The organism is Photobacterium phosphoreum, assembly GCF_002954725.1.
GTDB classification, from domain to species: Bacteria; Pseudomonadota; Gammaproteobacteria; order Enterobacterales; family Vibrionaceae; genus Photobacterium; species Photobacterium phosphoreum.
On the sequence record NZ_MSCQ01000001.1, the window covers coordinates 741258 to 754294 of the forward strand.

Below are 13037 nucleotides of genomic sequence, written 5' to 3' on the forward strand. Positions count from 1 at the left end.
CTCCCGTGTGCCACGTAAATACGTGGCACTTTTTTTGACCAAAATTTAGGGTAACACCTCCAACCACTGTGATTTTTGTTCATTTATGGCATAAATTTAATGCGTATCTGTCATTAACCTTTTATCCTATTCACAATTATGTAAGGGAAGCTGAAGATGATCATCAAACCTAAAACTCGTGGATTTATTTGTACAACAACGCACCCTGTTGGTTGTGAAGACAACGTAAAGCAACAAATCGCTTACACTAAAGCACAAGGCCCAATTGCAAATGCACCTAAACGTGTATTGGTTGTTGGTTCATCTAGTGGCTACGGCCTGTCATCACGTATTGCCGCTGCATTCGGCGGTGGCGCTGCCACAATTGGTGTTTTCTTTGAAAAGCCAGGTACAGAGAAAAAACCAGGTACTGCAGGTTGGTATAACTCAGCAGCATTTGACAAGTTTGCTAAAGCAGAAGGTCTTTACTCAAAAAGTCTAAATGGTGATGCTTTCTCTAACGAAGCCAAACAAAAAACAATTGATTTGATTAAGCAAGATCTTGGTCAAATTGATATGGTTATTTACTCATTGGCATCACCAGTGCGTAAATTGCCACAGACAGGTGAAGTGATTCGTTCATGCCTAAAGCCGATGGGCGAAACGTACACAACAACAGCTGTTGATACTAATAAAAACGTATTAATTGAAACCAGTATTGAGCCAGCAACAGAGCAAGAAATTGCTGATACTGTTACGGTTATGGGCGGTCAAGACTGGGAATTATGGATTGATGCGTTGGCAGAAGCCGGTGTGCTTGCTGATGGTTGTAAGACCGTTGCTTATAGCTATATTGGTACTGAACTAACATGGCCTATTTACTGGCATGGTGCACTAGGTCAAGCAAAAATGGACCTAGATCGTGCAGCAAAAGAGCTAAACACTAAGCTAAGTGCAAACGGTGGTTCTGCCAATGTTGCTGTGCTGAAGAGTGTTGTTACTCAAGCAAGTTCTGCCATTCCGGTTATGCCATTGTACATTGCGATGGTGTTTAAAAAAATGCGTGAAGAAGGCGTACATGAAGGCTGCATGGAGCAGATTCTACGTATGTTTAGCCAACGTCTTTATAAAGAAGATGGCACAGCACCTGAGGTTGACGGTGAAAATCGTTTACGTTTAGATGACTGGGAATTACGAGAAGATATTCAACAACATTGTCGTGACCTATGGTCAACAGTAACTAATGATAACTTATATGATGTGGCTGATTACCAACAATACAAAGATGAGTTCTTAAAGCTATTTGGCTTTGGTATTGATGGTATCGATTACGATGCTGATGTAAATACTGTCGTTGATTTTGATGTAGAAGATATCTAATAACTACACCAGAAAATGAATATCAGATAAACCGTCAGTGATGGCGGTTTTTTTATATCTATTATTTTTTTATATCTCTTAATCGGATGGTTAATGACTTTTATTATGGTGACTTACAGATATATTAGCGATAGATATTATTGGTCATCATGAAAGAGTATTTACTATGAGAACAACGTTTGATCGTATTCGCCATGCTATTGGTTTTGAAATTATTGGCTTAATATTGATGGTCGGTATTTTAAGTCAATTTGGGTTTGAGATTGGGCATGTCGGTGTTGTTGGTGTGTTTTTTTCTATCGTAGCAACCGTATGGAATTATTTATATAACCTCTGGTTTGATAGGCTAATGTATAAAAAATACAACGCAACTCAAAAAACGTTGCTGCAGCGGATTATACATAGTTTAGGTTTCGAGGTTGGGCTACTGATTTTTACTATTCCTGCTTTAGCATGGGTGCTTAATGTCAGTTTATGGCATGCGTTAGTGTTAGATATCGGCATGGTGATATTCTATTTATTTTATGCTTATGGGTATAATCTGATTTATGATCGAATTTATCCTATTGATGCATAATGATCTTTCATGTGATGTGTATAAAAGCCAGCACAAAGGTGCTGGCTTATAAATCAAAGGAGATTGGCCGCTATTAGCTTTTCGGGAGTTTGATAATAAACGCAGCACCTTCAAGTTCAGAGTCTTCAACATGAATTTTACCCTGATAACTATCAACTATTTCATTACAAACCGATAAGCCAATGCCTTGACCGGGGTTGAGTTGATCAGCACGTACACCACGTTGAAAAATAGCTTCACGTAACTCAGGTTTAACCCCTGGGCCATCGTCTTCAATAATGATAGTGAAATAGTTATTACTTTCAATAACTGATAATTTCACTTGGCTAATACAAAAACGAAAACTGTTTTCAAGCATATTGCCAAATAATTCCATCAAATCATCTTTATTGATGGGCAATTTTAAATCGTCATCAAAGTGATAATGTAATGTCGCGTCTTTATCAGCATAAATCTTATTTAACATTCGATTTAGGCTAGTAATTATTGGTTTAATCTCGACATTACTTTTTTGTAATCCTTGCTGACCAACCATTGCTCGCTTGAGTTGATACTGTACCAAATCATCCATTTGGCTGATTTGTTCCATAATACGTTGATTAAGCTCACGACGATCTAAACTTGAATCGTCAAGTAGGGCATTAGTAGCAGCTAAGCGTGTTTTTAAGCTATGGGCAAGATCATCCATTGCATGACGATAACGACCTTGTTGATCATTACTAATACGGCTTAGGCGGTTAACTGCCATGGTGACTTCTTGCAGTTCCATCGGATAATTATCATCCAACTTTTCTCGTTTAGCTTCAGCCATTTGATCAAGCTGAGAAGCCAATTTTCGTAATGGTTGGAAACCCCAATGAAAGGCAGCGATGAGAAAAGCGACCGCAATTAAAACAAACAGCCCTAAATAGAAAGCGGTTCGTTTATGTAATTGTGCTAAAGAGTGTTCATAAGCATCAGCTGAACGTAACACCACTAATTGATAAATGGTGCCATCTTCTTTATTACGGCTAAGGTTATAAGCAATATAGCCTTGATTATTTTTCATTTTAATCAACGTGGGCGTTGAGATGTTTTCAGGTAAATAATGGCAAACATTTTGTAAGTTAGCTTTTGCCGCTTGATTTGAAACCCACGTTGTTTTGTCACTTTGATCACAGACAACCGCAATATAATCCGTATCTGAAGGATCAAGAGAATCAATCCATTTATCAACATCTTTAATTAATCCAGCACGATTAAGTTGTGCGACAACCATAGGCATTTGAGCCACAAGTTCTGATGAGTATGATGCCATATAGCTTTGAGAATAAAGCTTATTAATAACGGCTGCGAGTGCTGACGTTACTAATGCAATGATAGCGACAGAGGTGATTAATACTCGTTGTCTTAATCGTGGTTGGAAAAATCGATTCATTGGGCATTAAGTTCAAAAATATAACCTTGACCACGAATGGTTGAGATAGGATTATTTTGCCCGGTTTTTGTGAATTTTTTACGTAAACGGCTGATCATGACTTCAATAGTATTCGGATCGCCTTCTTGATCTTCATAAAGTACATCAAGTAAACGTTGCTTAGACACGACTTGGCGGCTATGACGCATTAAATATTCTAATAAATCATATTCAAAAGCGGTTAATTCTAGCAACTCTTCACAAACATAAACTTGCTTAGCTAATAAATCTACGCGGATATCGCCGGCAGTCATTTCAGGTTTTACAAAGCCAGCACTACGACGAACAAGCGCGCTTAAACGAGCAACCATCTCTTCTTTTTGAAACGGCTTAACTAAATAATCATCAGCACCTGCTTCAAGTCCTGTGACTTTATCTTGCCAATTTGAACGTGCAGTTAAGATCATTATCGGCAAACGTAAGCCTTTTTTACGCATGTCTTTAATTAAGCTGATCCCATCTCTGTCAGGTAAACCGATGTCGACAATGGCAATGTCATTGGGGTAGTTTTGTGCAAAAAATAGCCCTTCTTCGGCAGTATTGGCACATTGAACTTGATTTCCTAATTCGCTGAGTTGCGATTTAAGATGATGGCTAAGGATGGCATCGTCTTCGACAATAAGAATACGCATAGATTGGGCACCAGAGATAACGAATGGTATTGATAAGCTATGGTAAGGTATCTACTAATAAAGCGCATTAGTTATTGTTACCATAACCTCATGATTGGGTATGTAAACTAGCGGAAAATAGGATGATAAAAGATCAAATGATTGTATTGCTAGTTACACTTAATTGCTAGTTATCAGTGTAGATAATTAGACTGAATAGAGGCTGACTCATGAGTGAACTAATGAGTCAGCCTTCTATAAAAGCGAGGATAAAAGCTAGATTGACCTTAGCTATTGGAAAATAAAGATCAATGTACCTGCTATTGTGAGTAATACGTTAGCAATCGCATAAGTACCCGCATAGCCTAAGGCTGGAATCGTACTACGAGCGTGTTCATTGATCATATCCATTGCCGGAGCACAAGTTCGGGCACCAATGATGGCTCCAAATAATAATGCGCGGTTCATTTTTAGTACATAAGCACCAAAAAGGTAAGCTAAAACAACAGGAATGACACTGACCATTAAACTAGTAATAAATACGGTTAGACCTATATTGCCGATAGATGCAAATAAATTAGAGCCAGCACTTAAACCGATTCCCACCATAAACACCATCAGACCTAAATCTTTAGCCATGTTAAGTGCGCCTTGAGGCACATAACCAAAGGTAGGGTGGTTTGCACGTAAGAAACCTAACGTAATACCCGCGATCAATAATCCTGCCGCGCTACCTAAACCAAAGGCAACATGGCCAAACTTCATCGTTACTAAGCCCATTAATAGGCCAATAATAAAGAAACAGCAGAACGCGAGCAGATCGGCAATTTGACTGTGAATTGAGATAAAACCAATGCGTTCAGCAAGCCCTAAAACACGGCTTTTTTCACCGCTGACTTGTAGAATATCACCTTTATTCAACAGAATATTATGATCCATTGGCATTTCAATTTGTGCGCGTACTACACGGTTAAGGAAACAACCATATTCAGATAAATTTAATTCTGATAAGCGTTTACCTGCAATACCGTCATTTTTAACCACGATTTCTTCTTCTACAATACGTAGATCGAGTAAGTCGCGATCAAAGACTTCTTTACCATTACGGAAGCTAGGATCAAGACGTGCATGGCTATCTGGGTAACCCACTAAGGCTATTTCATCACCTTCTTGTAAAATAGCATCGCCATCAGGGTTCGCTAAAATACCATTACGTCGTACACGTTCGATATAACAACCTGTTTGACGATAAATACCCAATTCACGTAGGTTACGACCATCAATCCAGTTGATGAGTTCAGGACCTGCGCGGTAGGCGCGAATAATGGGCAGATAAACTTTACGTTGTGCGACTTCACCGATACCACGTTCGCGTGCAATTTGCTGTGATGATTCAGCAAGATTTTGCTTTTGCAATTTAGGCATCAGTTTAGCGAGGAAGATTAAACTCACTAAGCCAACCAGATATGACATGGCATAACCAACACTTAAGCTTTCACTTAATTGTTTAATAACCGCAGGGTCAGTAATACCCGCCAGACCATTATGAAGCGCATCTTTTGCACCAACAAGTACCGGTGTTGCTGTTAATGAGCCAGCCATCAAACCGGTCGCTAGACCAATATCCATGTGGAGATAACGCGCCATGGTCATCGTTATAGCAATCGATGACAATAAAACGACTAATGCGAGCATTAGATAGTGCTTACCATCGCGGAAGAAGATACCAAAAAAGTTTGGTCCAGCTTCTATGCCGACGCAAAAAATAAACAGCATAAAACCAATATTTAACGCATCAGTATCAAACGTAAAACCAGCATTACCAAATAATAAAGCAGTAAGTAGAACGCCAATAGAGTTACCCAGTGTCATCTTGGCAAAACGAATTTTACCCAGACTTAAACCAACAGCAAGGACTACAAATAGCAATAAAATATCATTTTGGTGTAGAAGTGCGGCTACATCAATGTTCACGACGGATTTCCGAAATAATGGAAAGATAAAAGTGGGACAAAGTCTAGCTGATTTTGATGGGAGGTTATAGTTTATATTATAAATAAATAGCGAAAATTTATAATATAAACGAACTCGTTAAGCTAATTTGTACTTTTGTAATGCGGATTATTTTAAAGGAGCGTCATACGTTAAAAAATAGTGTTTTAATAATCAGACATAATCATGGTCAAATAAAAAAGGCTGACACTGTCAGCCTTTTAATCAATCTATATTTATGCTTCTTTAAAAAGCAGCTTATGTTCTTTTGCATAAGCTTCAAATTCAGTACAACCACCAATATGATCTTGGTCGACAAAAATTTGAGGTACTGTTTCAACAGGCTTACCGACAGTTTTTTCTAAATCAGCTTTACTGATACCTTCAGCATGGATATCAACGTAGCGGAAGTTAAAATCGTCGCGCTCTTCTTTAATTTTTTCTGCTAGTTCTTTTGCACGAACACAAAAAGGACAACCGGGACGACCAAAAATGACAACGAACATAAATTTCTCCTGCATAAGTTGTCTTTACTATAACGTGACTATGGCGAGAGCGAAAGCGGGTTTTTTCTGTTAAACCAATAGATAAAAGCGATATAGTTTATATCAAGAGAGATAGCGTCAAAAAATAAAAAGCCAGATCGAATATCTGGCTTAGTAATAATGATTAATGAGGATGTTTAAAAGTCGTAACGAATACCTGCCTGTAATTCATCATCTTTTTCATCAAGCTGTTGGAATTTGTAACCGATGTAAGTACGTAGGCTTTTGTTGAATTTATAGAGACCTTCTAGTGCAAAATAGTCAACTTCATCGGTGGTGGCATTATTGATTTCTGATTGCTGGAAATTGTAAACACCACGCGCTGTAAACTGATTGAATGTGTAAGCCGCTGCTAGCTCATAACCGCTTAAATCCACATCACCATGCTTGCCATTAGCATAAGTTGCACCAGCATACATATTATTGAATTCATAACTGATCGCGAAGTTAAATTGGTTTGCATCAATATCAACACCATCATTGCCGTTAATATAACCCGCACCTAAGCTTAACCCAAAAGGAAAGCTATATTGCGCAGCAATACCATAGCTATCACTGTCTTTAGCATCGTTATTATTTTCTGCAATATAGTTCGTTGCAATGGCGACATTGTTAAACTCACTAACATATAAGAAATTGTTTTCACGTTTATCTTTATTACCATCAACAAGGTCGACAGCGTCACCACCAAAGGTTGATAAAATATCGGTAAAATCAGTGAGCATCACTTGAGCTGAATCTTGTTTACCATACGAAAAAGCACCAAAATCAGTGTCTAATCCAGCATAGAGGTAGCGAGTAGTGATTGTGCTGTCTTTATTATCTGAAATTTCAGCTTCATATTTACCGAAAGCGGTTAATTGTTCATTAATTACAGATTTCCCTTTTAACGCTAGGCGAGCACGGCTTTTATCTTTAAATTCATTACTGTCATTATTAATACCTTTATTTTCTTTTGAGAGATTAAAGCGTGCTTCTGCTCGGCCACCAAGTTCAATAACGGTATCGTTATTATCATATACCGTTGCTGCGGTTGCTGTTCCTGTTGATAAGCACGTAAAAATAGCGGCTACCACTGCTGCTTTTTGCATTGTTCATTCCTCGTTAAATTATCTATGGCTTCATTGCCGTTGAACTATATGCAGCCTAACGATGCGTTATTACGCTCCCATTACGATAAAAAGTCACTTTTACTACATGTATCTCGTCGTGGTAAATAATGACAATTGTGAGTCAGTGTTGATCTTGGTGGTGTAGTTATTGAAATAGGGAATAACTTGTTGGTAATCAATAACAGATTAACTAATCTGGCTAAAGCTAGTTATATTCTGCTAATGGCATTGCTGAAAATAAGCACTAAATTTTAGACAGCAAGGATGGCAAGAGTCCGACTCGATATTTTAATTAGATGGATATAATTTTAGAGGGGCTAAATAACCTATGTTTCAGTTTATGACTTCAACACGCATCATCTTTGGTGAAGGTGCTATGCATGATTCTTTATCATTACTTAATCAATTTGGTTACAGTGCATTGCTGGTTACAGGACAAGATCAGCAGCGTTCACAGCAACTTGAACAGTACTTTAAACAGCAGAATATACGTTATCAACGGTTGGTTATTAAAGGTGAACCGCTAATCGCAATGATAGAAGAGCTTGCGGCAATGGGGCGGACTTTTTGCCCTGATATGGTCGTTGGTATTGGTGGGGGCAGTGTGCTGGATGTGGCTAAATCATTGGCGGCATTAATTCCAAACCAAGGCAGTGTTTATGATTATGTTGATGTTGTTGGACGGAATGTACCGTTGCAAGTTAAATCGTTGCCATTTATTGCGATTCCAACGACAGCGGGCACTGGGGCTGAAGTGAGCAAAAGTGCCGTATTACAATCTGCTCAAGAACAAGTAAAAGTGAATTTAAGTAATGTTGAGTTATTCCCTGATTTGGCCATTATTGATCCCACTTTAACCTATGGAATGGACGCAGTATTATCAGGATGCTGTGCAATGGATGCGTTTACTCATTTAATGGAAGCCTATGTCTGTGGTGAGCCAAATCCATTAACCGATATGATCTGTGAAGAAGGATTAAGACGCATTACGACGTCTATATTACCTGCTTGTCGAGATGATCATTATCCTTCTCGGAGTAACATGGCTTTTGCTGCAATGTTGGGAGGAATGGCACGTTCAAATGCAAAACTAGGTGCAGCTCATGGATTAGCATCAGCATTAAGTGGCCGCTTAGAAGCCCCTCATGGACTTATTACTGCGCGACTCTCGCCTTATGTGATGAAAGAAAACATCTCAGTTGCAATAGAGCTAGGGCGAAGTGATGTGTTAGCCCGTTACCAGAAATTGGCCGTTATATTAACATTGAATAATGATGCGGATATTGAAGACAGTGTGCAATGGGTAGATAGCATGTTAACAAAATTGCAGCTGCCATTATTATCGGATTATGGTTTGTGCAACACCATGTTTGAAGAAGTTGCTGATGATGCATTACGCAGCTGTACGATTAAGGGTAACCCATTACCATTAAATCAGCAGCGACTCCTGACGATCTTACAGCAAGTGTGCAGTGTGAAATTGTCATTATCAAATATAAAATTCAGCGAATAGAGAAAACGATCATTATATGTATGATTTATGTTTATAGTGAGTTTTACTTGTTTTGCATCAAAAAGTGACTTAGGTTGCTTTTTTTTTATCTCTATATTTGTGAAAAATCGATATTTTCAGGTTTTTTTTAAATTATTTATTTAAAATAAAAAAATAATACAATATATTTCAGTTTGTTTCGGTTATCATTTCCAGTATTAATTAATATTAATGTAAATACAATCAATGACTTGTCTACGTTTTTATTTAGTGGCGAGTGAGAATGTAACAATGTTTAATGTTTTTAATACTTGGTGACAAAAATTAGCCATTATTATCAGAAAGAATCTTTACATATTTTATGGTTTGATAGTGTTTTTTGATTTAGATGCTCTTTTTTGTGAGATAAGCATTGATCTGTATCGCTGGTTACATTAGAATTCGCCGCGCATAAATATGCGAATAGATTTTTAAACGTTCATTACTTTTGTTGAAATCCTGTAGGGGAAAAAGATGTCTACAAAACTTGCTAATCCAGCACCATTAGGTCTAATGGGCTTTGGTATGACTACTGTTTTATTAAATATCCATAATGCTGGCTTTTTCCCTATAGACTCTATGATTCTAGCGATGGGTATTTTTTATGGTGGCCTTGGGCAAGTTCTTGTTGGCATGATGTGTTTTAAACGTGGTGATACTTTTGGTACTACAGCATTTACATCTTATGGTCTATTTTGGCTAACATTAGTTGGTTTACTAATCTTGCCAAAACTTGGCTTTGCTGCGAGCCCTGCACCATTTATGGCGTGGTATCTATTACTATGGGGTGTATTTACAGCCTTTATGTTTGTTGGTTCTTTACGTTACCCACCAGCTAAGCAAGTTGTTTTTGGTTCTTTAACTATTCTTTTCTTCTTGCTTGCTGCTCGCGATTTTACTGGTAGCGAAACAATTGGCTTTATCGCTGGTATTGAAGGTATCTTCTGTGGTTTAAGTGCAATTTATTTTGCAATGGCACAAGTGTTAAATGCAGAATATGGCCGTGTGATCTTACCCGTTGGTATGGCACCTAAAGATCGTGAATTGCAATCTGTTGCTGCATAGTCTTTAAAACATAGTTTAATATTAGACCCCGCTTATTTAAGTGGGGTTTTTTTATATCTATGATTTATGGATTTATGAGGTATAAAAAAACCTCGCATTGTGAATTGGCGAGGTTTTAATGTTGACACTTTATTTTTTAATAGCACATTTCAGGTAAATGCTCAGTATGTTCTTTATAAGTAAAACACCCTTCAGTATTCATATCATTTTCTTTTCTTGAACTGGTTCTAAATTGTGATGGTGTTAAATTATATTTACGCTTGAATGCATCACAAAAATAAGCAGCACTGCCAAAACCAGAGCGATTGCCTATTTGTGAGATTGAGTAATTAGAAAAAGTCAGAAAGTTAAGCGCAAGCCCCATTCGAACGTCTAGTAATAATTGGCTAAACGATACACCTTCCTTCGCTAAGTGGCGACGTAAGGTTGATTGGGTAGTGAACAACGCTTTAGCCATATCATCAACGCTCCATTTACGCTGAGGATCTTGGGTTATTAAACGTGCAATAGTCCGTTCTTTAGGTTCGTCATAATTGAAACGATAAACATTGAAAACATCAATACCAGTATTATTAAGTGCAATTAAAATGAATACTAAGCACTGGCTCAGCAAAGTTTGCTCCATTGTTGATCCACTAATGCTTGGCAATAGTTGATTAAATAATGCGAAATTTTGCTCAACAATTTCTGATGAATCAATGAGGTAAGTCGGTAAGCAATTCGAAGTTGCTGCTGTTGGCTGTTTAATAGCACTAATATATTTGAAAGCTTCTGTTATTGCATCTTCATTAATCATTAAAATTTGCAGTTCAATATTCTCTTGATTATTTAATTGATTAATAGAACAAGAGATATGACTAAATTTAGGTATAGCTAAAATGCTAGTATTTTTTATATCTATAGCATGACCATTAATGTGAATATTACCTTCAGCATTTGATAACTTCACAATTAAATGGTGATCGACATAAAACTCTTTCAGAACAACATGGCTCTGAGAGAGGATACGCTTATATTTCATAGCAATATTGCTTCTCTATAAAGGGAATAAATCCTTCATTACATATCGTACATCAATGATGTAAAAGGGCGATATACGCATCCATGCTAATACTACATTAATAATAATGAGTCTATGTAATTGAGTATAGGACTAAAAGAAAAGAAAGAATAGATACAATTGGCTATATAAGGAGCAACGAGATGAGGTAATAGTTATATCGATATAATATAGTCATATATCTTAACGATATGGTGTTGTGAGGTGATTAATAATGAATCAAGTTGTATATAATTGTGATTTTCAGCAGGATATTTTGAGCATAAAACAAAAAAACTATCCGAAGATAGTTTTTTTAGTTATAGCCAAATTGGTTATTTTACGTTTAGCAAATCACTTTAATGGCTAGACCACCTTGCGATGTTTCACGGTATTTAGCGTTCATGTCTTTACCTGTTTCAAGCATTGTTTCAATAACTTTATCCAGAGATACACGTGGTGCAGATGAACGACGAAGTGCCATACGGGTTGCATTAATTGCTTTTACTGCCGCAATACCGTTACGCTCAATACAAGGAACTTGTACTTGTCCTGCAACTGGATCACAGGTTAAGCCAAGATTGTGCTCCATTGCGATTTCAGCAGCCATGCAGACTTGTTCTGGACTTCCACCCATTAATTCAGCTAAACCAGCAGCAGCCATTGAACACGCAACACCTACTTCACCCTGACAGCCAACCTCGGCACCAGAAATAGAAGCATTACGTTTATATAAACCACCAACAGCGCCAGATGCTGCAAAGTAACGCATATATTCTTTTGGACCAACAGATTGAACAAATTTGTCATAGTAAGCTAAAACAGCAGGGATAATGCCACATGCACCATTCGTTGGCGCTGTTACTACTCGGCCACCAGCTGCGTTTTCTTCATTGACAGCAAAGGCATACATATTAATCCAATCAACAACCGTCATTGGGTCATTGTTAAATTTTTCTGTTGTAATCAGTTGTTGACGTAATGCTGCTGCACGGCGGGGTACACGAAGTGGTCCAGGCAAAATACCTTCTTCATTCATACCACGTTCCATACACTCACGCATCGTTTTCCAAATGTTAGCGAAGTATGTGCTGATTTCATCTTCAGCATTCATAGCACGTTCGTTAGCCATAACGAGAGCACTAACAGAAAGGCCATGTTCGTTACATTGTTCTAGTAATTCAGATGCGTAAGCAAACGGGTAAGGAACTTCAACGGTATTCGTTTGTTCTTTACCAAAGTTTTCTTCATCAACAATAAACCCGCCACCGATAGAGTAGTAAGTTTTAGAAAAAATAACCTCATCATCAAGCCAAGCATGGATTGACATGCCATTTTCATGAAGGGATAGGTTTGTTGTATGGAAGTTCATACCGCCATCACGAGGGAAATCAACAGTGTGACAGTGCATGCCAACAGGAAGACGCTCAGTTTCTTCTACGCGCGAGATAAACCCAGGAATGCTGTCAATATCAACATGTTCAGGTGAGTTTCCAGCAAGACCCATAATGATAGCAATATCAGTGTGGTGGCCTTTACCTGTCAGCGATAAAGAACCGTAAACATCAACGGTAATTTTAGTTACGTCACGTAATTTTCCTAGCGTGCGTAAGTCATCGATGAACTCTTTACCTGCTTTCATTGGGCCAACAGTGTGAGAACTTGAAGGGCCTACACCAATTTTGAAAATATCGAAAATACTGATCATGTTATTACCTCAGTCAAAGGAGGCGATTCTGCTTCCGAGTAA

At 37.9% G+C, this 13037-nt stretch carries 11 protein-coding genes; 4 read left to right on the forward strand and 7 right to left on the reverse strand.

All coding sequences use genetic code 11. The features are described 5' to 3' along the window. Window positions 1-156: 156 nt before the first annotated feature. Both fabV and BTO21_RS03250 read left to right on the forward strand, forming a co-directional pair. Complete coding sequence (fabV, locus tag BTO21_RS03245) at window positions 157-1359, forward strand: enoyl-ACP reductase FabV (protein WP_045026574.1); 1203 nt, start codon at window positions 157-159, stop codon at window positions 1357-1359. Between the two features lie 166 nt (window positions 1360-1525). Continuing rightward, window positions 1526-1936 carry a PACE efflux transporter gene (locus BTO21_RS03250; RefSeq protein WP_045026572.1) on the forward strand — a complete coding sequence of 137 codons (411 nt, stop codon included), beginning with the start codon at window positions 1526-1528 and terminating at the stop codon, window positions 1934-1936. Between the two features lie 73 nt (window positions 1937-2009). Here the strand turns inward: BTO21_RS03250 and BTO21_RS03255 are convergent, their stop codons facing one another. From BTO21_RS03255 to BTO21_RS03275, 5 genes are all read right to left on the reverse strand, one after another. Next, window positions 2010-3353 carry an ATP-binding protein gene (locus tag BTO21_RS03255; RefSeq protein ID WP_065192764.1) on the reverse strand — a complete coding sequence of 448 codons (1344 nt, stop codon included), beginning with the start codon at window positions 3351-3353 and terminating at the stop codon, window positions 2010-2012. Beyond that, window positions 3350-4024, reverse strand: coding sequence for a response regulator (locus BTO21_RS03260; protein ID WP_045026571.1), 675 nt, complete (start codon window positions 4022-4024; stop codon window positions 3350-3352). The genes BTO21_RS03255 and BTO21_RS03260 overlap by 4 nt, the downstream gene beginning before the upstream one ends. Before the next feature lie 270 nt (window positions 4025-4294). Further along, window positions 4295-5977 (reverse strand): aspartate:alanine antiporter, encoded by a 1683-nt coding sequence (locus BTO21_RS03265; RefSeq protein WP_045026569.1) that lies wholly within the window; start codon window positions 5975-5977, stop codon window positions 4295-4297. Between the two features lie 254 nt (window positions 5978-6231). After that, the gene (locus BTO21_RS03270; protein ID WP_045026567.1) at window positions 6232-6501 is read right to left on the reverse strand and encodes a GrxA family glutaredoxin; all 270 of its coding nucleotides are present in this window, start codon (window positions 6499-6501) and stop codon (window positions 6232-6234) included. Between the two features lie 176 nt (window positions 6502-6677). Further along, window positions 6678-7631 (reverse strand): porin, encoded by a 954-nt coding sequence (locus BTO21_RS03275; protein ID WP_045026566.1) that lies wholly within the window; start codon window positions 7629-7631, stop codon window positions 6678-6680. Window positions 7632-7980: 349 nt separating this feature from the next. Between BTO21_RS03275 and BTO21_RS03280 the strand changes: the two genes are divergently transcribed. Both BTO21_RS03280 and BTO21_RS03285 read left to right on the forward strand, forming a co-directional pair. Then, window positions 7981-9165: an iron-containing alcohol dehydrogenase gene (locus tag BTO21_RS03280; RefSeq protein WP_045026564.1), complete on the forward strand. Its 1185-nt coding sequence runs from the start codon at window positions 7981-7983 to the stop codon at window positions 9163-9165. A gap of 492 nt (window positions 9166-9657) precedes the next feature. Beyond that, window positions 9658-10248: an acetate uptake transporter gene (locus BTO21_RS03285; protein ID WP_045026562.1), complete on the forward strand. Its 591-nt coding sequence runs from the start codon at window positions 9658-9660 to the stop codon at window positions 10246-10248. Between the two features lie 136 nt (window positions 10249-10384). Here BTO21_RS03285 and BTO21_RS03290 read toward each other — a convergent pair whose 3' ends face one another. Both BTO21_RS03290 and BTO21_RS03295 read right to left on the reverse strand, forming a co-directional pair. Beyond that, window positions 10385-11269: a helix-turn-helix transcriptional regulator gene (locus BTO21_RS03290; RefSeq protein ID WP_045026561.1), complete on the reverse strand. Its 885-nt coding sequence runs from the start codon at window positions 11267-11269 to the stop codon at window positions 10385-10387. Window positions 11270-11633: 364 nt separating this feature from the next. Continuing rightward, window positions 11634-12995, reverse strand: a complete 1362-nt coding sequence (locus tag BTO21_RS03295) for an L-serine ammonia-lyase (RefSeq protein ID WP_045026559.1) — start codon at window positions 12993-12995, stop codon at window positions 11634-11636. Between the last annotated feature and the right edge of the window lie 42 nt (window positions 12996-13037).